This window comes from Maricaulis sp., assembly GCF_030149235.1.
Lineage (GTDB): Bacteria > Pseudomonadota > Alphaproteobacteria > Caulobacterales > Maricaulaceae > Maricaulis.
In genome coordinates this window covers 37,879-57,753 of record NZ_JASBRW010000004.1, presented here as the reverse complement: position 1 = coordinate 57,753, position 19,875 = coordinate 37,879, and the positions used below count along the sequence as shown (strand labels likewise).

Here is a 19,875-nt window from a genome sequence, read left to right as displayed (position 1 = left end):
ATGACCGATTTTCCCGCCCCGACCCGCATCGAGACCAATGGCGTCACGCTCTCGGTACACCTGGCCGGACCGGAAACCGGGCAGCCCTTGCTGCTGGCCCATGGCTGGCCGGAAATCGCCTATTCCTGGAAGAACCAGATCGAACCCCTCGCCAATGCCGGCTATCGGGTCATCGTACCGGATCTGCGCGGGTTCGGGGCATCGGATTGCCCGACCGATGTCGACAGCTACACCATGGACACCATGGTCAGCGACCTGACCGGTCTGTTGGATGCGCTCGGGCATGAAACCGCGGTCTTTGTCGGCCATGACTGGGGCGGAATCATCGTCTGGCACGCCGCCATGCTGGCCAAGGAGCGGGTCGCCGGCGTTATTGGCGTGAATACCCCACACCTGCCGCGCGGATCAGAGCCGCCGAGCGCTGCCTTCATGGCGATGGGCGGGCCGGACCACTACATCCTGCGCTTCCAGGAACAGGGCTATGCCGAGGGCGTCTTCACCGGGCGCGAAGACGACTTCTTTGCCTTCATGTTCGGCAGGCCGCCAACCGCCGATGAGCTGGACGGCCTTTATCCCGGCATCACCCATATTCCCAAACTGTTCGAGGAATTCACCGGTCGCAGTGAGGACCGCATCGTGGTCGGGCCGGAAGACCGCAAGGTCTATGCGGAGGCGTATCGCCAGTCCGGTTTCGCTGGCGGCATCAATCTCTATCGCAATTTCGACCGCAACTGGGAACGCATGGGCGGGGTCGATCATCGCCTGACCATGCCCTGCTTGATGGTGTCGGCCGATGCCGACTTCATGCTGCCGCCCAAGCTCGCGGCCTGGATGCCGGCGCTGTGCCGGGACGTTGAATTCAATACGCTGGAAGGCTGCGGACACTGGACGATGTGGGAGCAACCCGACATGCTCAACGTCATTATGCTGGAATGGCTGACCCGGCGCTTTCCCGCGCGAAAATAAGCATTTCGCTTGCCCTCTCTTCTGGTTGCATTACGCTATATTTGTGACTCGGTTTTCTTGGGTTCCGAGAGGTGTATATGGCTCATTATGAGTGGGATTTTCTGCCGGATGCCAATGTCGCAGAGCTGACGACAGCGGGGCGGATAACGGTCGCCGGCCTGTTTCACTCCATGAACCAACTGCCCGATGATCCGCGCTGGCGCCCAGACACGCAGCTACTTGCCAGCTTTGGATTCGACACGGCCCTGACATCCATTTTGCCGACTGAGCTGATCGCCTATGGCGACACGTTCAAGGCCTGGAACCGCGAACATCGCAATAGCGAGCACCCCCGCACCGCCATTGTCTGTCATCCAGCCGTAGCGCTGTTCGTCGCCAGCCTGTGGAGCGCCCTCAACCCGACTGGCTGGATGGTGGAAACCCGCGTCATGTCCTCACGCGAAAAGGCCCTCGCCTGGCTGACAGAGCCGCTGGCGGCAAAGCAGGACGAGCCGGAAAGCGTCGACTAGAGGCAGCTATAGGCCGCTTCGATCAAACGCACGGCGCGCGGGTCGGCGGCGAGATAGTGCTGTTGCCGGTTCATCACATAGGCACCAGAAATCCGCTTGACCGGGTCGGCGAAAGCACATGATCCGCCCCATCCGGAATGGCCAACGGTCTCCGGCGTCCGGCCGAACAGACGGGCATGGGAATTGCGCATTATACCGGCCGCAAGCGACAGATCGAAGGGCAGAACCCTGTCCTGCCCACTAACGCGTTCACGGGTCAGGGCATCGAGCGTCGCCTCAGACAGGAAGCGCTTGCCATCGAGTTCGCCATCCAGCGCATAGACTGACATCAACCGGGCCAGCGCACCCGCCGTGGCATGCGCATTGGCGGCCGGGAATTCTGCCTTGCGCCACTCAGCGGCGCCCCGTCGGCCAGGCGAGGACCAGGGCTTGAGGAAGGCGAGCTCGGTCGCCTTGTTCATTTCACCCAGATCCGGCAATTGTTTCGGCATGGCGTGTTCGGCAGTGCGCGCGTGCTCTTCCTCGGGCAGGCCGACATGGAAGTCGATCCCCTTGGGGCCGCAAATATCCTCCCGCAGAATAGCGCCGATGGACCGGCCATCGGTGCGACGCGCCAGCGCATCCGCGATGAAGCCGAAGGTTACCGGATGATAGCCGGACCCCTCGCCAAGCGGCCAGAGGGGAACCTGGCGCGCGAGCTTGTCCTCGATCAGCGCCGCATCAAACCAGTCGCCCGGGTCCATCTCCTCGGAAATTCCCGACAGTCCGGCCTGATGCGACAGGGCCTGGGCGACCGTCACCCCGGATTTCCCGCCAGCAGCAAATTCAGGCCAGTAGTCCGCGACCGGGGCGTCATAGTCGAGCAGTCCCCGATCAACCAGCTTGGCGACAACAAGGGCCGCGATCGCCTTGCCGGAGGAATAGACCGGAATCAGGGTTTCTGCAGTCCACGGCCGCGTCTTCTTGCGGTCGGCCCAGCCGGCATGGATATCGATCACCCGCTCGCCATTAACGCGCAGGGCAAATCCGGCGCCGATTTCATCGAATTCGCGCCAATTGCTGGCAAATACGTCGCGCACATGCTCGAAGCCCGGCGCGACCGTTCCGTGAATCTGGGGAAGCGTGTCTGTACTCATGGCTCTGGGCTAGCCTGTTCCGCAGGCCGCTTCAAGCGGTCACAGCGCCTCTGCCTCAACTTCAATGAGGGGCGTGGACAAGACGTCTCTCGAGGCAACCAGCGGCAATTCCGGCGCGCCCCATTCATTGGCCCGCATCACGACACTCGCCGTGGCCGCCGTCGCATGTTCGAGCGCGGCTTTCGGCGTGTCGCCGGCAACGATACGGGCAACGAAGCTGGCCGTGAGCAGGTCTCCGGTTCCATGGGGCGCCGTGGGCGCGCGGGGATGTGTCACAATCCAAGCCTCGCCGGCATCGACATACATCACCCCGATCTCGCCATGGCGGGGCAGAGAGCTAACCAGTACCGGGCGTTCAAGCGATTGCGCCGCGCGCACCATCGATGCGAGGTCGGACAGGTTACGCCCGGTCAATTCTCCAAGCTCGAACGCATTGGGCGTGATCAGGTCGGCGCGCGGCAGGAGCTGGTCCTTGATCGCGGCCGCAATGGCCGGAGCGACGTACAAACCGCCCGGTGCGTCGCCCATGATCGGGTCAATCACGGTCAGTGGTTCGCGGGCATAGGCCTTTATGCCGCCATGCTGGCGCGGGGATTTCCGCACGGCATCTATCACCGCGGCCGTGTCGAATATCTGGCCGACATCGGCGAAATATCCGGTGAGCAGGACATCGGTCAGGTTGAGAAGGCCCTGATCGGCAATACCGGACAACATCCCCTGAAAGACGTCGCCCTCGACCACCCCCCCGCCCGGCTGGCCCCAGCCGGGGTGGCGGCCGAACAGAACCGTCGGCACCAGCATGGTGTCGATTTTCGCGGCATTGAGCACGCGTTGCGTCACGCCGCCGCCGACCATGGATCCGGCAACATGACTGGAAAGCAGAAGCGCCATCGGCATGTAATCCATGCTATAGCGCTTCGCTCAATCCCGGAAAGTCCTCATGAAACGCCTGATCCGCTCTGCCTTGTTTGTTCCGGCCTCCAAACCGCGCGCCATCCAGAAGGCCGCCGGTCTGGGAGCCGACATGCTCATCCTCGACCTGGAGGATGCCCTCGGTCCGGAAGAGAAGGCGGACGGCCGCGAAGCCGTCGAGAAGGCCCTGTCCAGCTGGGAGACATCCGGCGCCATCCGGGCTGTGCGGATCAATGACCTAGACACACCCTGGGGCCAGGATGATGTTCGCGCGGCCTGCCGGGCCGATGCGATCGTGCTGCCGAAAGTCGACCAGGTCGGCGATCTCCACTCGGCACGGCAGGCCCTGAGCTCACACGGCGTTTCCACACCGATATGGGCCATGATCGAAACCCCGCGCGCCTTGCTCAACCTCGCCGGCATTGCCTCAGCAACTGGAACCGGCCTGGCCGGCCTGATCGCGGGTACGAATGATTTGTGCAACGAGCTTCGCTGCCTGCCGGACGCGGAGCGACAGGCTCTGCTGCCTCACCTGGTGCAGACGGTTTGCGCGGCCCGCGCCAATGGCCTGTACGCGCTCGATGGCGTTTACAATCACTTTCTCGACCCAAAAGGCTTTCGCCAGGAAGCCGAACAGGGCCATCGCCTCGGTTTTGATGGCAAATCCCTGATCCACCCCAATCAGGTCGACCTGGCACATTCGTATTTCGGCCCGACCTCGGCAGAGCTGGAGCAGGCCGCCCGTATCATCGCGGCATTTGCGGCACCGGAAAACGCCGGCAAGGGCGTCATCTCGCTCGATGGGGATATGGTCGAACGGCTGCATCTGGAGGCCGCCCGGGCCCTGCTTGCGCACGGCAGTGACAACGATTCCTGAACCTGCGCGCAACGCGGCAAACGCAGGCGCAAACTTGATTTGAGCCCCCGAATTCGGGTTTCATCGCGGCGATCGAAGGAAAAACCATGACGAAAACGATTATTTGGCACAATCCGCGCTGCTCGAAGTCACGCCAGACCCTGGCCCTGCTGGAAGCGCGTGGCGGAGAGTTGGACGTCCGCGAATATATGACCGATACGCCAAATATCAGCGAGCTGCGCGATGTCATGGCCAAACTTGGATACAGCTCCGCGCATGAATGGCTGCGCAAGAATGAAGCGGATTATCGCGATCTGGGCCTCAAGGCCGTCGAGGATGAAGACGCGCTCCTGAAAGCCATGACCGAATATCCGCGCCTGATCGAACGTCCGGTTGTGATCCATGGCGATAGCGCCATGATCGGAAGGCCGCCAGAGCAGGTCCTCGAGCTTTTCTAACAATTCGCCGCCCGCTGCAGGTTTTATATGAATCGCTGCAACGCCCTGCCCACGCTATGATTCCAGTCGAATCAGATGCGGAGGCAAGGCTTTGGGCAAGTCGCTGAGTAAAGTCGCCGAGAATTATCTAAGTGATGTGGCCCTGCGGCTCGTCGCGACCCCTGAATCCAGCTATCTACATGAATTCGTTACCGCTGTTGGTGAGATCACCGACGCGGCCATGGTCCTTGTCAGCCGGATTAGCGGCTATCAGAAGACAGTTGAAGCCTACGCCATTTATGATGTGAGCGGTCAGGCCACCGCCTATTCCTATCCTCTCCGGGGCACGCCCTGCGAACAGGTCTTCGCCAACAACAAGCCGTTCTTGCGGCTAGGCGGGCTGCAAGACGACTTCCCGAGCGATACCGATCTGCGGGATTTCGACCTGAACTCCTATGTCGGCATGCCGCTCAATCACGAAGATGGCAGTTGCTTCGGCTTGATCGCTGCCCTTTGGACGAACATGCCGGGGGAGCCGAAAGCCGTGCTGGAACTATTTCAGGCCGTTGAACCAAGGCTGGTCGCCGGAGCCTACGCCGTCGATCGCATCAAAGGCCGCGAGGAAGCCCTGCGGAATGAACTCGCCATCACCTCGCGGCGGCTTGATATCGCCCTCGAGGCGTCCAGCATCGGCGTCTGGGATTACGATCTCCTCAATGACATCGTGTTCTGGGACGAGCAGCAGTATGAGCTCTTTGGACTCCCGGCCGATGGAAAAATTCTGCGCTATGCCGACTGGGAAGCGGCGCTTCACCCAGACGATGTCGAGGGTGCCAATGCCGCTTTTCAAGAAGCGCTAAAGGAGCGCAAAAACTTCTTTTCCGAGCACCGTATCATTCGTCCTGGCGGCGAGGTTCGCTGGTTGCGAGCTGCGGCACGCATTCTGGAGGTCGAGGGCCAGCCGATCAAAATGGTCGGCTGCAACTGGGATATTACCGACGACATACATTTGCGCGATCAGCTCAAGACCGAGCGCCGAACCGCTGAAACCGCCAATGCTGCCAAGTCGCAATTTCTCGCCAATATCAGCCATGAGATCCGCACGCCACTAAACGGGGTGCTGGGCATGGCGCAATTGCTTCGCAGATCCGATCTAACCAGCCGGCAGGAATTCTACACCGAGACAATCCTGTCGTCCGGCGAGGTCCTGCTCAGCCTGATCGATGACGTGCTCGACATCGCCCGCATCGAGTCCGGTCGGATCGACCTCGAACGCAAACCCTTCTCCATCAGCGATATGGTCCACGCAGCGGCCGACACGATACTGGGCCCGGCGCAGGAAAAGGGGCTGGAGGTCCATATCGATATCGCAAGAACCGTCGACCGGACGGTTGCAGGCGATGAGAAACGGATCCGCCAGGTGCTGGTCAATATGGCCGGTAATGCGGTGAAGTTCACCGAAACGGGCTCCGTGACTATCCGCGCCCTGCCCGGCGCCCTGAGCCGAATCCGTTTCGAGGTTGTCGACACCGGAGTCGGAATTCCGCCGGACAAGCACGCCGGCCTGTTCGAGCGCTTCACGCAGGCCGACATATCCAACACCCGCGAACACGGCGGCGCCGGACTCGGCCTGGCGATCTCCCGCGAGATCATCAATCTTTATGATGGCGAAATCGGTTTCGAAAGCACCGAGGGCGAGGGCACGTGTTTCTGGTTTGAGCTGCCCCTGCGTTTTTGCCGACCCGCTCTGGGCAAGCTGGACAAAGCGCCGGCCAGCCAGGCTTCTGCCGACACCTCCCCGGCGAAGACCATTCTTGTGGTCGAGGATATCGACCATAATCGCGCCCTGTTGGTTGAGGCATTGGAGCTTGAAGGTTTCGCAACCCGTACCGCCGAGAACGGCTCAGTGGCCTTAGATATCTGGCGTCAAGGCGGTATCGATGCGATCCTACTGGACCTGCAAATGCCCGTCCTGTCCGGTGATGAGGTGGTAAAAACCATTCGCGCATCCGGGCATGCAGACCGGCATATTCCGATCTTCACGGTGACAGCGGATGCGACCGCCTCGACTCGCCTGCGTCTCAATGAGTTGGGCGTGGATGCGCAATTTTCCAAGCCGCTGAACTTGAGCGAACTGATTGAGGGGCTAATCTTGCGACTCAGTGAAGTCGAACAGGTCTGACCCCTTGGCCAAAGCTCTTATCGCCGTCGTAGATGACGATCCCGTCGAAATCGTCCTCCTGTCGGAGATCGGCAATGAAATATCGTCCGGCTGTGACTTTGTCGGGCACGCCACCTTGCGTGATTTCATTGAGGCCGGGCCAACTCAATACCCGCTAGTTTTTCTCGATCGCCGCATCCCGCCCTATAACGATTATTCCGAAACCCTGCCGATGCTGGCGGAAGCGGGATATAAAGGGCGGGTCGTGTTGATGACCGCCTATGATCCGGGGCTCGAATTCGATGAGTACCCGTTCGAAATCAAGGGGCCGATCGACAAGCTGGAGCTGTTGAATCCGGACACGCTGGGCCCGATCCTCAGCGCCGCAGAGACCACTAACCAGACTTAAGCAGTTTGCGGATTTCCTCGCCGATCTGACGCGCTTCCTCCGACCGTGCCGACCCCTTGCGCCAGGCGATACCAATTTCGCGCCCCGCGACGGGCGGATCGAAGGCGTGCACAACCAAACCCATCTGATCGACCAGGCCAGCATCGACTGCCATTTTCGGCAAGAGGGTCGCACCCATGCCGGACTTCACCATCTGGACCAGGGTGTGAAGACTGGTGGCGGCAAAGTCGGACCGCGCCTCTCCGGCCGAACAGGCCGACAGGGCATGATCGCGCAGACAGTGACCATCTTCCAGCAGCAACAGGCTCTCACCGCGCAGGTCCTCGGCCTCGAGCGGCTCCTTGCTGGCCAGCTTGTGTTCCGGTGAACAGGCGAACAAGAACTCGTCCGAGCCCAGCGACACGCTTTCGATCATCGGCGCGTCATAAGGCAGGGCGATCAGCGCAGCATCGAGGCGCCGCTCGCGCAGGGCCTCATAGAGGCGGCCGGTCAGATCCTCACGCAGGAAGAGTTCGAGATCGGCATAGCGTTCGCGCAAGCGCGGCAAGACCCGCGGCAGCAGGAAAGGCGCAATCGTCGGGATGACCCCGAGCTTGAAGGAGCCGGACAAGGGCTCACCCGCGGCCTGGGCGGCGACAACGAGATCCTCGGCCTCAGCCATGACTCGGCGGGCGCGATCGACCACGGCCACTCCGGCCGGCGTCAGCACCGCACCGCGGGCACCCCGCTCGACAAGCGTCGTGCCCAATATCGTCTCCAGCTCCTTGATCGCCGCGCTGAGCGTTGGCTGTGTGACATGCACGGCCTCGGCGGCCCGGCTGAAACTGCCATGTTCGGTCAGGGCGAGCAGAAATTGGAGTTGGCGCAAAGTGGGAAGAGCGATCATGTTATAGACATGGCCTATGGATATCAAAAAAACAATCCATTTGATTTATTTCTCACATGCCAGCATATCGCGGCCATCGCGTCATTGCGGTCCGCGACGGGCCGCTTCTTTTTACGGAGAATATCATGTTGGGTATTGGCGAAAAGCTGCCTGAATTTGAAATCGTTGGCGTCAAGCCGGGCTTCAACGCCCATGAAGAAAACGGCGAGTCCGCTTTCGAGGCCGTCAACCAGGACAGCTTTGAGGGCAAGTGGAAGGTCATCTTCTTCTATCCGAAGGACTTCACCTTCGTCTGCCCGACCGAAATCGTCGCCTTCGCCAACCTGGCTGAAGAGTTCGCCGATCGTGATGCAGTCGTCATGGGCGGCTCCTCGGACAATGAATTCTGTAAGCTGGCCTGGCGCCGCGAGCACCCGGACCTGGACAAGCTCGGCATGTGGCAGTTCGCTGACACGACCGGCTCCCTGATCGACAGCCTCGGCATCCGCTCCGAAGAAGGCGTTGCATACCGCGCCACCTTCATCGTCGACCCGCACAATGTCATCCAGCACGTCTACGTCACCAACCTCAATGTTGGCCGTAACCCGGAAGACACGCTGCGCGTTCTCGACGCCCTGCAGACGGACGAGCTGTGCCCGTGTAACCGCCCGGTCGGTGGTGAAACGCTCTAAGAGCTCCGAGTAGTGGCGTTCCGACCCCCGTCGGAGCGCCTACCTGAAACCCCGGAACCCTCCGGCCACCCCCGCTGGACCGGTTCCGGGGTTTATCAGCCCCTATATTTGCGACTGCGAGTTACTTGCGAAAGGAATATGCCATGAGCCTCGACTCCCTTAAGGGCGCACTTCCCGAATACGCCAAGGATCTGAAGCTGAACCTGTCATCCCTGGCCCGCGAAACCGAGCTGGATGATCAGAAGAAGTGGGGCACTTTCCTCGCATCGGCCCACGCTGTGGGTGAACCGACCACACTGGCCGCGATCAAGGCGGAAGCTGAAGCCGTGCTGAGCCCGGAAGCGCTGAAAGCCGCGCAGGCTGCCTCTGCGATCATGGGCATGAACAATGTCTATTACCGCTTCGCTCACCTGGTGACGAATAAGGAATACGCCACCCTGCCGGCCAAGCTGCGCATGAATGTGATCGGCGCCCCGGGTGTCGAGAAAGCGGATTTCGAGCTTTGGTCCATGGCCGTGTCCGCGATTAATGGCTGCGGCATGTGCATGGACGCGCACGAAGCTGAGCTGCGCAAGCACGGCGTTACCGCAAGCCAGGTCCAGGCCGCTGTCCGCATCGGCGCGGTGATCAATGCAGTCTCCGCGGTGATGCGCGCGGAAGCGTAAAACACGTTAATTCGTGAGTTCATGAAATGGTCGCAAAGGTGTTCGTCGACGCGGGTTAGCGGCCACCTTGCGATCTTTTTTTTAATCCGTATAATGAGGGCATGTCGCTTCTGGACAGAACCCTCGACCCGCTACCGCGGCGCGCCAAGCTCGAAGGCCGCTCGACGCATTCCGCGTTCGGGTGGTTTTCCAGTGAAACCGTGCGCAGCGCCCGGCGTTATGATGATGTCAGCTGGGCACGCCTGTGTTGCCCGGCGGTAGTCGCCATTCTGCTGCTGGGCTGGGCCGAGGCGATGGCCGGCTCCGACATTCAGGCCATTTTGCGCATCGCGGGCTTTGCCGGGCTGGCCATGTCGGCCTGGGGCCTCCTGTCCCGCCTTATCGGTCAGTTGCGCCGCAAAGATTGACCCTCCGGTCCGACCCACTAGTGTGCCACCCCGAACGTGATTAACGCGCGAGCGCCGCGCGAGAGGGGATTTCGATGAGCTGGTGGTTCAAGATTAAGCTGTGGCAGCGTGTTTTGCTGGCACTGGTGCTGGGCATTGTGTTCGGTCTGACCCTGTCTCAGGGCATGGGACAAGAAGCGGCGGCGGCCTGGATCGACGCCTATGTTCGCCCGGTCGGCCTGCTCTTCATCAACCTGATCCGCATGTTGATCGTACCCCTGATCTTCACCACGCTGATCGCCGGCGTCGTCGCTATGGGCGCGCCGGCCAAGCTCGGCTCCCTCGGCCTGAAGACCATCGGTCTCTATCTGATCACCACCTTCTTCGCCAATATCATCGGCCTGACCATGGGCACACTGCTGCGCCCGGGTGATGGCGCCAATCTCGACAATGTCGCCCCGCGCGGTGACATGATCCAGGGCGAGCCCGAACCCATTGTCGACCGGTTGTTGTCGATTGTTCCCCAGAACCCGGTTCAGGCGCTCGCGGACGGCGATGTGCTCGCCATCATCTTCATCTCGCTTCTGTTCGGCATCGGCATTCTGATGAGCGGAAAAGCCGGCAAGCCGGTCGCAGACCTGTTCAATTCGGCCTCCGACGTCGTGCTCAAAGTCACGCATTTCGTTATGGAAGTAGCTCCGTTCGGCGTTTTCGCACTGGTCGCATACACCGCGGCGAGCCAGGGTCTGGGGGCCCTGCAGTCGATCCTGACCCTAATCGTCGCCGTCTATATCGGCCTGTTCGCACATGCCCTCATCACCTACGGCATCTTGATCCGTATCATCCTGAATCTGCCGCTAATCCGCTTCTTCCGCGGCATGACCGACGCCATTGCCGTTGCCTACTCGACCGCCTCCTCCTCGGCGACCCTGCCGGTGACCATCACCAACGCTACTGACAACCTGGGCATCAAGAAGTCGGTCTCCGGCTCTGTCCTGCCGCTTGGTGCGACCATCAATATGGACGGCACGGCGCTTTATCTCGGTATTCTGGCGCTGTTTACCGCCCAGGCCTTCGGCTATGAGCTGACGCTGATGAATTACCTGATGATCGCCCTGACTGCGGCCATCGTCTCCATCGGCGCCGCGGGTATTCCCTCGGCTTCTCTTTTCCTGCTTGCAATTGTGCTGGAAACCTTCGGCGTCACGCCGGAGCACACCGCCATCATCATCGGCCTCATCCTACCGGTCGACCGCATCATGGATATGGCCCGCACGGCTGTGAACGTGACCGGTGATGCCGCCGTCGCGACCGCGGTGGCGAAGTCGGAAGGCGAGCTCGACGAGGAAACCTTCAAGACTCCGGCCGTCATCTAACAGCCCGCTCTCCACAATCCCGGGCCGGTCCTGGCGGGCATTCGCCAGACCGGTTCCGGCTGTCTAAAGCATTTTTCTGCAGCTCCGGTGATCCAGCCGGAAACTTGCCCCGTATATCGTCACGTTCCGAGCAAGGAGTGGCGGTATGCCCCCGACTATCCGCCTTATCGTCCTTGCACCCTCATTGGTCCTGGTCGCCCTTATTGCCTGGGCGATCAGGACTGGCGACTTCGGCGGAGCGGGCGACTGGCTGTTCTCCGATCCCTGGGGGATCGTCACCATGTGGGATCTCTATCTCGGCTTCATACTCGGCGCGATCATTATCGCCTGGACGGAACGTTCCAATCTTGTCCGCATTTTCTGGATTCTGCCGATTTTTGTCCTCGGCAATGTCTGGACCGGTCTGTGGTTCGTCCTGCGCGGACACAAGCTCTACAAGGCGCTGCGCGAGGCCGCGAAAGCTTGAGTCCAAGTTTCGCAAAATTCAGCCGAAATTAACGACGTTTGGCTTTTGACCCCCAAAAGTAGTAACCTGTTAAGCGACTCGCGGTGGACTCGGCGTGTGCCCAAAGCACGAGGAGGAGTGTCATGGCCCGAACCCAGTCAAGCGTTCGTACCTTCATGAAATTCGCTCTTTTGTGGCTCACCCTTGGTGCAGTCGCAGCGTCCCTCTATGGCGGTCTGCTGGCCAGCCAGGACGGACCGCGCTCCCTGCACATCGCCCAGGGCGTCCAGCCCGTGACCGCACCGGTCATGGCCAGCAACGCTGACACGGCGATCCGGAACTAGTCGTCCCGGCGCACCACAGCCGCTTGAGCCTGCGTATTCACCGAAAGCTGCAACACGTCCGGCCGGCCGTAATGACCGGTGACGTCGAAATCATATTTGCCGCGGGCAATCTCGCCGAGATCGAGCTTTGCAGCCAGAACGCAATCGCGTCCAAAGACCGGCTCGGCCAGCACCTCGCCCATCGGCGAGACGATACAGGATCCGCCATGGATCAGGACGGTGCCCGGATCATCACCCTGGATAGGATGGAAATCGGCCGGTGCGTCGGCGCGGGTGAAATACTGGTTGGCCGAGAGCACGAAGCAACGCCCTTCCATGGCAATCGTGCGCATCAGCGGCAGCCAGCTCTCGCGATCATCCACGGTGGGGGCGCAGTGAATGGCAGGCTGTTGCGCATAAAAGGCCGCGCGCGCCAGCGGCATGAAATTCTCCCAGCAGATCAGGGCACTGACCGGGCCGAAGGGAGTCGGTGTTGCCCTCAGGGTCGAGCCGTCGCCAAAGCCCCAGATCAGCCGCTCCATCGCCGTTGGCATCAGCTTGCGGCGGCGATTGGCCAGGCTGCCATCAGGCGCAAAGGTCAGAACGGAACAATACAGCGTGCCGCCCTCGCGCTCGATCACACCCGTAACCAGCCAGGCGCCGGCCGCCTTTGCCGCCTCACCGATACGGGCGCATTCCGGTCCCGGCACATCAATCGCGGCCTCGAAATAGCGCGCGAACCAGTCCCGTCCTTCCGGCGAGCGTGATCCGACCCGGGCGCCGAAATCATGCCCTTTGGGATAGCCGCCGATAAAGGCCTCCGGGAAGGCGATCAGATCCGCACCGGCCGCCTCACGGGCGAAGTGTTCCAGCCGCTCCAGCGTCGCCGGCGTATCGAACAGGACTGAGCCGCATTGCACGATGGCGGCGTTGACGGTCTGGCTCATAAGGGTCCTTTCCTTGACTCTTCTGGACAAGAGGCGTAGACGGCGCGCTTCATCACGCAAGCTCTGACGCTTGTCTTACCTGCACATCTTCCCATATGGGCCAAAAGCTCCGGGAAAGGGAGGCAGGCGAGAACTCCGCTCGGCGAAGGTTTCGCTCAGCGGAGCCAATGGTCTATGCCGATTGGCTTGTGGATGAAACGGATTTGAGGAAGGCGAACGCATGTTCGACGCGCTAACAGAACGACTGGGTGGAGTATTCGACCGGCTGACAGGACGCGGCGTCCTGTCGGAAAAGGATGTCGATGCGGCCCTGCGCGAGATCCGCGTCGCACTTCTGGAAGCCGATGTCGCCCTGCCCGTGGTCAAGACGGCGACCTCCTTCATCCGCGAACGCGCGGTCGGTGAAGACGTCATCAAGTCGATCGCCCCGGGCCAGCAAGTCGTCAAGATCGTCCATGACGCCCTCGTCGACCTGCTCGGCGGCGAAGGCGAGCCGGAAGGCCTGAACCTGGAAGGTGAACCGCCGGTCGCCATTTTGATGGCCGGCCTGCAAGGCTCGGGTAAAACCACGACCTCGGCCAAGCTGGCCAAGAAAATCACCGAGCAGCACAAGAAAAAAGTTCTTCTCGCCTCGCTCGACACGCGCCGCCCTGCGGCCATGGAACAGCTGCAGCAGCTGGCCGGACAGGTTGGCGTCGGCTTCCTGCCGATCGTCGAGGGCCAGCGCGCCGTTGATATCGCCAAGCGGGCGATGAGCGCGGGCAAGCTGCAGGGCTATGACGTCGTCATTCTCGACACCGCCGGCCGCACCTCGATCGACGAGGATATGATGGCCGAGGCGCAGTCAATTGCCGATGCCACGCGTCCGCACGAAACCCTGCTCGTCGCCGACAGCCTGACCGGTCAGGACGCGGTCGAGACCGCCAAACGCTTCCATGAGCGCCTGCCGCTGACCGGTCTGGTTCTCACGCGAATGGATGGTGATGGCCGTGGCGGTGCCGCCCTGTCCATGCGCCATGTCACCGGTCTGCCGATCAAATTCCTCGGCGTCTCGGAAAAGCCCGACGGGCTGGATGCTTTTGACGCGAAACGCCTCGCCGGCCGTATTCTCGGCCGCGGCGATATCGTCTCCCTGGTGGAAAAGGCTGCGGCCGAGATCGACCAGGACAAAGCCGAGCGCATGGCCAAGAAAATGGCCAAGGGCAAGTTCGACCTGGAAGACCTGCGCGAACAGTTCGGCCAGCTCAAGAAAATGGGCGGTCTCGGCGGGATTATGGGGCTCTTGCCGGGCATGAACAAAGCCGCCAAGGCCCAGGCGGCGGCGGCCGGCATGGACGACAAGATGCTGTCGCGCCAGGAAGCCATCATCCTGTCGATGACCAAGCAGGAACGCGCCAAGCCGGAAATCCTCAAGGCCAGCCGCAAGAAGCGGATCGCCGCGGGTGCCGGCGTCCAGGTCGCGGACGTCAACAAGCTGATCAAGATGCACCGCCAGATGGCCGACATGATGAAAAAGGCCGGCAAGAAAGGCCGCGGCGGTCTCGCCGGCATGATGGGCGGCATGGGCGGCGGAATGCCGGGCGGCATGCCCCCGGGCGCAGCCGGCATGAACCCGGCCGATCTCGGCAAGGCGACACAGGATTTGCTGGGCGGCAAGGCGCCCGGCGGGGCGCAGCTGCCGGGCCTCGGCGGCGGCGGCCAGGCACCGCAGGGTCTTCCCGGCCTCGGTGGATCACCTCAACTCGGACCGGACGGCCTGCCGATCGGTCTGCCTAAGAAATAACCCTGAATTCAAACGACTAAACCAAGGACTACCAATATGGCTCTGAAAATTCGTCTCGCCCGTGGTGGCGCCAAGAAGCGTCCCTACTACCGTATCGTTGTCGCCGACAGCCGCATGCCGCGCGATGGCCGCTTCATCGAGAAGATCGGCACCTACAACCCGATGCTCCCGAAAGACGGCGAGCGCGTGAAGCTGGACATGGAAAAGGTCAAGGCCTGGATCGCCAAAGGCGCCAAGCCGACCGACCGTGTTGGCCGCTTCATCCACCAGATCGAGGCTGACGCCTGGGCTTGGGAAGCTGGCAACAACCCGAACAAGGGTGAGCCGGGTATCAAGGCCAAGGAGCGCCTGGAAGAAAAGGCTGAAAAAGAGGCCGCTCGCAAGGAAGCTGAAGCCGAAGCCAAGGCCGCTGCTGAAGCTGCTGCTGCAGAAGCTGAAGCCGCTGCGGCTGAAGCTCAGGCTGAAGAGGCTCCGGCTGAAGAGGCTCCGGCCGAAGACGCTGCTGCGGAAGAAGAAAAGTCCGAATAGGACTTTTGATCCTTCCTCATTCCGGCGAAAGCCGGGACCTCGAAAAGATGCGATCAACGCAATCGGGGTCCTGACTTTCGTCAGGATGAGGAGAGTTTGCAGGACACACCAATGTCCAAACCCTCGTCCGATCTCGTATTCGTGGCCGCGATCGCCGGTGCGCATGGCGTAAAGGGCGAGTGCAAGGTGAAAAGCTTCACCGGCGAACCGGAAGCGGCCTTTGCTTACGGACCCTTCCTCGACAAGACGGGCAAGACCCTCTTCACCCCGGCCCGCCATCGCCGGGCCAAGGATGTGTTTGTCGTCGCCTTCAAGGAAAACCTCACCCGCGAACAGGCCCAGGCCGCCCGCGGCACCAAGCTCTACGTACCCCGCTCGGCCCTGCCCGAGCTGGACGAGGATGAATTCTATCATTCCGACCTGTTGGGCCTGAAAGTCCAGACCCTGGACGGCTCACCCATGGGCCGCATCAAGGCGGTGCATGATTTCGGCGGTGGCGACCTCCTCGAGATCGTCGACAGCCCGGATCGCCGCGGCGCCTGAATGATCCCCTTCAGCCGCGAACAAGTCCCCCACATCTCCATCAGCGAAGGCGTGGTCACGATCGACCCGCTCGAAGAGGTGGAGGGGGATCGTGACCGGGATGAGCTGGACGATGAGTGACGCCGCACCCCAAATCCCCTGGACCGCCACGGCCCTGACGCTCTTCCCGGACGCCTTTCCCGGCCCTTTGGGTGTATCCATCATCCAGACAGCTGCGAATCGCTCGATTTGGGCGCTAGAAACTGTGGACATCCGGGATTTTTCCCGTCATAAGCACCGCTCCGTGGACGACACCCCGGCCGGCGGAGGCGCTGGTATGGTGCTCAGGCCGGATGTCGCAGCGGAAGCGATCGATGCGGTACAGTCTCGCTGGCAAGGTGAGAAACGGCCGCTGATCCATGTGACACCGAGGGGCAAGCCCATCACCCAGGCCCAGGTTCGGGAATGGGCGGCGGGTCCCGGTGTTGTCGTGTTTTGCGGACGTTTCGAAGGCCTCGATCAAAGGGTCATCGAGGCCCGCGAAATGGAAGAGGTCAGTGTCGGCGATGCCGTTCTGGCCGGGGGCGAGGCGCCCGCGCAGCTTCTTATTGAAGCCTGCGTGAGATTGCTCCCCGGCGTACTCGGTGACCCGGCTTCGGCCGAAGATGAGAGTTTCGAGGGCGATCTCCTCGAATATCCTCACTACACCCGACCGCGGGTATGGGAGGACAGGGAGATCCCGGAGGTCCTGTTATCGGGGCACCATGGTCAGATCGAGACCTGGCGCCGAGAACAGGCGAAAGAGATTACAAAGGCGCGCCGGCCGGACCTTTACGAGCGGTTCAAACGGCGCAAGGAGAATGCACGATGAACATGATCGAGCAGCTTGAACAAGAAGAAGCCGCCCGCGTCCTCGGTGATAAGGAATTGCCGCAGTTCGACGCTGGTGACACCCTGCGCGTCCACGTCCGCATCAAAGAGGGCGAGCGCGAACGCGTCCAGGTCTTCGAAGGCGTCTGCATCGCCAAGTCCGGCGGCGGCCTCAATGAGAGCTACACCGTCCGCAAGATCTCCTTCGGTGAAGGTGTCGAGCGCGTCTTCCCGGTCTACTCGCCGATGATCGAGAAGATCGAAGTCAAGCGTCGCGGTAAAGTCCGTCGCGCCAAGCTCTACTATCTGCGTGACCGCCGCGGTAAGTCCGCGCGTATCGCCGAGCGCACCACCGGTCACGGCATCGAACGCCGCGAGCCGAAGAAAAAGGGCTAAGGCCCCGCTTCATCGCGAACAAAACACCCGTCGGCGTAAGCCGGCGGGTTTTTTGTGTATTGGGGAATGAGTTTTTGGGCGGGGGCGTGGGATGGCCTAAACTGAGCCGCCTCGACCTTCACAAAACGCGTCACAGCCCCGGCAGCTCCACAATATGACCTCCAACCTCATCATTCTCACAGGCGCAGGAATCTCCGCAGAGTCCGGGCTCGGCACTTTCCGTGATCCCGACGGCCTGTGGGCGAAATTCGACTGGCGTGAGCTGGCGACACCGGAAGCCTTTGCCGCCAAGCCGGAAGAAGTGCACGCCTTCTACAATGCGCGCCGGGCCGGGCTGAAAACCTCAACGCCCAATGCCGCCCACCACGCCCTGGTCGAACTGGAGAGGGCCTGGATCACGCGCGGCGGCGAGTTCCTGCTGGTGACCCAGAATGTCGACGATCTGCACGACAAGGCCGGCTCGGAACGGCTGATCCACATGCATGGCGAGCTGGCCAAGATGCGCTGCGAACATTGCGGCTATGTGCATGATGCCTTTGACGAGATCACCACAGCCCTGCCCTGCCTCAATTGCCGCCGGGCGGGTGGTTTGCGGCCGCATATCGTCTGGTTCGGTGAAATGCCGATGGAGATGGACCTGATCTTCGACCAGCTCTCGACCTGCGACCTCTTCGTTGCCATCGGCACGTCGGGAACCGTCTATCCGGCTGCCGGTTTCAGCCAGCTGGCCAAGGAGGCGGGTGCGCGTTGTATCGAGATCAACCTGGAAACAACCGACACCTCACCGGTCTTCGACGAAGTGCGAAATGGCCAGGCTACACAGGCAGTTCCGGCCTGGGTGGCAGAGATGGTGGGCTGAGTCCTTAATCAAGGGTTAACGTAATCCGTCCTCGATCGCGTGCATATCCTCATCCGAGAGTCCGAAATGGTGGCCAATTTCGTGTATCAGGACGTGCTGGATGAGGTGTTCGATCGTTTCATCACCGCGCGCCACCCATTCCGACAGGATCGGAAGGCGGTAGAGAAACACCCGGTCCGGGAAAGTCTGGGGATGGGTGACCGACTTCTGCGTCAGGTCGACACCGCTGTAGAGACCGGTGAGTTCATACGGATCGGTCATCTCGAACTCGTCTAGCACGTCCTGCGCGGCGAAATCGGCGATGAAGATCTCGACATCCCGGCTCAGCGCCCGCATCGGCTCCGGCAGGGCCTCGAAGGCACGCATGGCCATGCGCTCGAAATCGGCAGAGGTGATGGCCAGCGGATCGGGAATCTGGTGCGGATACATGTCCGCTATGTAGGTTGCCGAGCCCGCCGCGCCAATGGGAACTTTGACCCATCAGCTTGCCACCCGAACAAATGTGGAACATAGTTCCAGCATGCAGTTGCAGGACGTGGCCTCGGCCCAGAACCCCGATATCGACGATGCCCAGGCCCTGATGCGCGGTGCCGCGCGCCTGTTCTGGCAATTGGGCTATAGCGCCATTCCTGAATTCTCTCTCCCGGGGGGCCGCCGCGCCGATCTCTTCTGCGTTGGGCGCAAGGGGGAGGTGGCGATTATCGAAGTCAAATCGGGGACTGCCGACTATCGCGCCGACAACAAGTGGAACGAGTATGGCGAGTTCTGCGACATGTTCTATTTCGCCGTCTCCCAGCGCTTCCCGCACGACCTCATCCCGGCCGATACCGGCCTGATCATCGCCGACGGGTTCGGCGGCGCCATTGTGCGCGAAAGCCCGATGCAGAAACTCGCTGCTGCCCGTCGCAAGGCGGTCACGCTGCGCTTCGCCCGCGCCGCCGCGGACCGGCTGATGCGCGCCGGCGAAGATTGATACCCCGCAACAAGAACAAGAAAGGGGACAAGCATGTCCTCCAAAAAGCCCTATCAAACGCCGTCTAAGGCCTATCGCGATGACCGTTTTATCCGCAGCCCCCAGGCGCGGCCGGTCCGGATCCTGGCCGAATATCTCGACCCTCAGAACCGGTTCGAAGACCACAATGTGAAGGACACCATCCTGTTCTTCGGATCGGCGCGGATCGCCGATCGCGTAGATGTCGAAGCCGAGATCGCCGCCCTGAAGGCCGCCGGGGATGATGACAGCCTGGCCCAGAAAAAGCTCGGCCTGACGAAGTATTACGAGGCCACGCGCGAACTGGCCGCGCGCCTCACCCGCTGGTCAGACGAGATCAGTGATGAGGGCGGCCGCCGTTTCGTGATCTGCACCGGTGCCGGACCGGGGATTATGGAGGCCGCCAATCGCGGCGCGGCCGAAGCCGGCGGCGAAACCGTGGGGCTGGGCATCTCCCTGCCCTTCGAAGCCGGCAATAATCCCTGGGTGACCGAGCATCTCAGCTTTGAATTCCACTACTTCTTCACCCGCAAATTCTGGTTCCTCTACCCGGCCAAGGCCCTGGTGATCATGCCGGGCGGGTTCGGGACGCTGGATGAACTATTCGAGACCCTGACCCTGCTGCAGACACAGAAAATGACCAAGCGCCTGCCAGTCGTGCTCTTCGGCACCGAGTATTGGGACAAGATCCTAAACCTGGACGCCATGGTGGAGTTCGGCACGATCAGCGCTGGCGATCTCGACCTGCTCTATCGCACCGATGATATCGATGACGCCTTCGCCTACATCACCAGGGAACTGGCCGAACACGCCCTGCCCGAGCCGGGCGGACGGATGTAGT

25 protein-coding genes are annotated in these 19,875 nt (G+C 61.6%); 20 read left to right on the top strand and 5 right to left on the bottom strand.

Features of this window, described 5'->3' with window-relative positions:
* Positions 1–966: an alpha/beta hydrolase gene (locus tag Q1V51_RS00565; protein ID WP_300551688.1), complete on the top strand. Its 966-nt coding sequence runs from the start codon at positions 1–3 to the stop codon at positions 964–966.
* Between the two features lie 77 nt (positions 967–1,043).
* Entirely contained in the window at positions 1,044–1,475 is a 432-nt protein-coding gene (locus Q1V51_RS00560; RefSeq protein ID WP_300551686.1) for a hypothetical protein, read from the top strand.
* Here the strand turns inward: Q1V51_RS00560 and Q1V51_RS00555 are convergent.
* The gene (locus Q1V51_RS00555; RefSeq protein ID WP_300551685.1) at positions 1,472–2,611 is read right to left on the bottom strand and encodes a serine hydrolase domain-containing protein; all 1,140 of its coding nucleotides are present in this window, start codon (positions 2,609–2,611) and stop codon (positions 1,472–1,474) included. The genes Q1V51_RS00560 and Q1V51_RS00555 overlap by 4 nt on opposite strands.
* A 39-nt stretch (positions 2,612–2,650) precedes the next feature.
* The gene (locus Q1V51_RS00550) at positions 2,651–3,517 is read right to left on the bottom strand and encodes a PfkB family carbohydrate kinase (protein WP_300551683.1); all 867 of its coding nucleotides are present in this window, start codon (positions 3,515–3,517) and stop codon (positions 2,651–2,653) included.
* Between the two features lie 34 nt (positions 3,518–3,551).
* On the opposite strand from Q1V51_RS00550, the gene Q1V51_RS00545 reads away from it, so the two are divergent.
* The 4 genes from Q1V51_RS00545 to Q1V51_RS00530 all read left to right on the top strand — a co-directional run bounded on the left by Q1V51_RS00545 (position 3,552) and on the right by Q1V51_RS00530 (position 7,386).
* Positions 3,552–4,400 (top strand): CoA ester lyase, encoded by an 849-nt coding sequence (locus tag Q1V51_RS00545; RefSeq protein WP_300551682.1) that lies wholly within the window; start codon positions 3,552–3,554, stop codon positions 4,398–4,400.
* A gap of 86 nt (positions 4,401–4,486) precedes the next feature.
* Positions 4,487–4,837 carry an arsenate reductase (glutaredoxin) gene (arsC, locus tag Q1V51_RS00540; RefSeq protein ID WP_300551680.1) on the top strand — a complete coding sequence of 117 codons (351 nt, stop codon included), beginning with the start codon at positions 4,487–4,489 and terminating at the stop codon, positions 4,835–4,837.
* A gap of 91 nt (positions 4,838–4,928) precedes the next feature.
* A complete protein-coding gene (locus Q1V51_RS00535; RefSeq protein WP_300551679.1) occupies positions 4,929–6,998 on the top strand; it encodes an ATP-binding protein in 2,070 nt (689 codons plus the stop codon).
* 4 nt (positions 6,999–7,002) lie between these two features.
* Complete coding sequence (locus Q1V51_RS00530; RefSeq protein WP_300551678.1) at positions 7,003–7,386, top strand: hypothetical protein; 384 nt, start codon at positions 7,003–7,005, stop codon at positions 7,384–7,386.
* Here Q1V51_RS00530 and Q1V51_RS00525 read toward each other — a convergent pair.
* Positions 7,373–8,272 carry a hydrogen peroxide-inducible genes activator gene (locus Q1V51_RS00525; protein ID WP_300551676.1) on the bottom strand — a complete coding sequence of 300 codons (900 nt, stop codon included), beginning with the start codon at positions 8,270–8,272 and terminating at the stop codon, positions 7,373–7,375. The genes Q1V51_RS00530 and Q1V51_RS00525 overlap by 14 nt on opposite strands.
* Positions 8,273–8,397: 125 nt before the next feature.
* Here Q1V51_RS00525 and Q1V51_RS00520 point away from each other — a divergent pair, with 125 nt between their 5' ends.
* The 6 genes from Q1V51_RS00520 (at position 8,398) to Q1V51_RS00495 (ending at position 12,159) form a co-directional block, all read left to right on the top strand.
* Positions 8,398–8,943, top strand: coding sequence for a peroxiredoxin (locus tag Q1V51_RS00520; RefSeq protein ID WP_300551674.1), 546 nt, complete (start codon positions 8,398–8,400; stop codon positions 8,941–8,943).
* 143 nt (positions 8,944–9,086) lie between these two features.
* The gene (locus tag Q1V51_RS00515) at positions 9,087–9,608 is read left to right on the top strand and encodes a carboxymuconolactone decarboxylase family protein (RefSeq protein ID WP_300551672.1); all 522 of its coding nucleotides are present in this window, start codon (positions 9,087–9,089) and stop codon (positions 9,606–9,608) included.
* 101 nt (positions 9,609–9,709) lie between these two features.
* Complete coding sequence (locus tag Q1V51_RS00510) at positions 9,710–10,015, top strand: hypothetical protein (protein ID WP_300551670.1); 306 nt, start codon at positions 9,710–9,712, stop codon at positions 10,013–10,015.
* A gap of 74 nt (positions 10,016–10,089) precedes the next feature.
* Positions 10,090–11,370 (top strand): dicarboxylate/amino acid:cation symporter, encoded by a 1,281-nt coding sequence (locus tag Q1V51_RS00505; protein ID WP_300551668.1) that lies wholly within the window; start codon positions 10,090–10,092, stop codon positions 11,368–11,370.
* A 145-nt stretch (positions 11,371–11,515) separates the two neighbouring features.
* The gene (locus Q1V51_RS00500; RefSeq protein WP_300551666.1) at positions 11,516–11,836 is read left to right on the top strand and encodes a hypothetical protein; all 321 of its coding nucleotides are present in this window, start codon (positions 11,516–11,518) and stop codon (positions 11,834–11,836) included.
* 122 nt (positions 11,837–11,958) lie between these two features.
* Positions 11,959–12,159 carry a hypothetical protein gene (locus Q1V51_RS00495; protein ID WP_300551665.1) on the top strand — a complete coding sequence of 67 codons (201 nt, stop codon included), beginning with the start codon at positions 11,959–11,961 and terminating at the stop codon, positions 12,157–12,159.
* Here Q1V51_RS00495 and Q1V51_RS00490 read toward each other — a convergent pair.
* Positions 12,156–13,085, bottom strand: coding sequence for a carbon-nitrogen hydrolase family protein (locus tag Q1V51_RS00490; protein ID WP_300551663.1), 930 nt, complete (start codon positions 13,083–13,085; stop codon positions 12,156–12,158). The two genes, Q1V51_RS00495 and Q1V51_RS00490, sit on opposite strands and share 4 nt — an antisense overlap.
* Positions 13,086–13,305: 220 nt before the next feature.
* Here Q1V51_RS00490 and ffh point away from each other — a divergent pair, with 220 nt between their 5' ends.
* The 6 genes from ffh (at position 13,306) to Q1V51_RS00460 (ending at position 18,043) form a co-directional block, all read left to right on the top strand.
* Positions 13,306–14,868 (top strand): signal recognition particle protein, encoded by a 1,563-nt coding sequence (gene ffh / locus Q1V51_RS00485; protein ID WP_300551662.1) that lies wholly within the window; start codon positions 13,306–13,308, stop codon positions 14,866–14,868.
* A gap of 36 nt (positions 14,869–14,904) precedes the next feature.
* Complete coding sequence (gene rpsP / locus Q1V51_RS00480) at positions 14,905–15,396, top strand: 30S ribosomal protein S16 (protein WP_300551661.1); 492 nt, start codon at positions 14,905–14,907, stop codon at positions 15,394–15,396.
* A 111-nt stretch (positions 15,397–15,507) separates the two neighbouring features.
* The gene (rimM, locus tag Q1V51_RS00475; protein ID WP_300551659.1) at positions 15,508–15,939 is read left to right on the top strand and encodes a ribosome maturation factor RimM; all 432 of its coding nucleotides are present in this window, start codon (positions 15,508–15,510) and stop codon (positions 15,937–15,939) included.
* A gap of 112 nt (positions 15,940–16,051) precedes the next feature.
* A complete protein-coding gene (gene trmD / locus Q1V51_RS00470; protein WP_300551658.1) occupies positions 16,052–16,789 on the top strand; it encodes a tRNA (guanosine(37)-N1)-methyltransferase TrmD in 738 nt (245 codons plus the stop codon).
* Positions 16,786–17,184 carry a 50S ribosomal protein L19 gene (gene rplS, locus Q1V51_RS00465; protein WP_300530229.1) on the top strand — a complete coding sequence of 133 codons (399 nt, stop codon included), beginning with the start codon at positions 16,786–16,788 and terminating at the stop codon, positions 17,182–17,184. The genes trmD and rplS overlap by 4 nt, the downstream gene beginning before the upstream one ends.
* A gap of 154 nt (positions 17,185–17,338) precedes the next feature.
* The gene (locus Q1V51_RS00460; RefSeq protein WP_300551657.1) at positions 17,339–18,043 is read left to right on the top strand and encodes an NAD-dependent deacylase; all 705 of its coding nucleotides are present in this window, start codon (positions 17,339–17,341) and stop codon (positions 18,041–18,043) included.
* A 15-nt stretch (positions 18,044–18,058) separates the two neighbouring features.
* Here Q1V51_RS00460 and Q1V51_RS00455 read toward each other — a convergent pair whose 3' ends face one another.
* The gene (locus Q1V51_RS00455) at positions 18,059–18,472 is read right to left on the bottom strand and encodes a metallopeptidase family protein (protein WP_300551656.1); all 414 of its coding nucleotides are present in this window, start codon (positions 18,470–18,472) and stop codon (positions 18,059–18,061) included.
* 91 nt (positions 18,473–18,563) lie between these two features.
* Here Q1V51_RS00455 and Q1V51_RS00450 point away from each other — a divergent pair, with 91 nt between their 5' ends.
* Together Q1V51_RS00450 and Q1V51_RS00445 are read left to right on the top strand one after the other, a co-directional pair.
* Positions 18,564–19,016: an MmcB family DNA repair protein gene (locus tag Q1V51_RS00450; protein WP_300551655.1), complete on the top strand. Its 453-nt coding sequence runs from the start codon at positions 18,564–18,566 to the stop codon at positions 19,014–19,016.
* 33 nt (positions 19,017–19,049) lie between these two features.
* Positions 19,050–19,874, top strand: coding sequence for an LOG family protein (locus tag Q1V51_RS00445; RefSeq protein ID WP_300551653.1), 825 nt, complete (start codon positions 19,050–19,052; stop codon positions 19,872–19,874).
* Position 19,875: the final 1 nt, after the last annotated feature.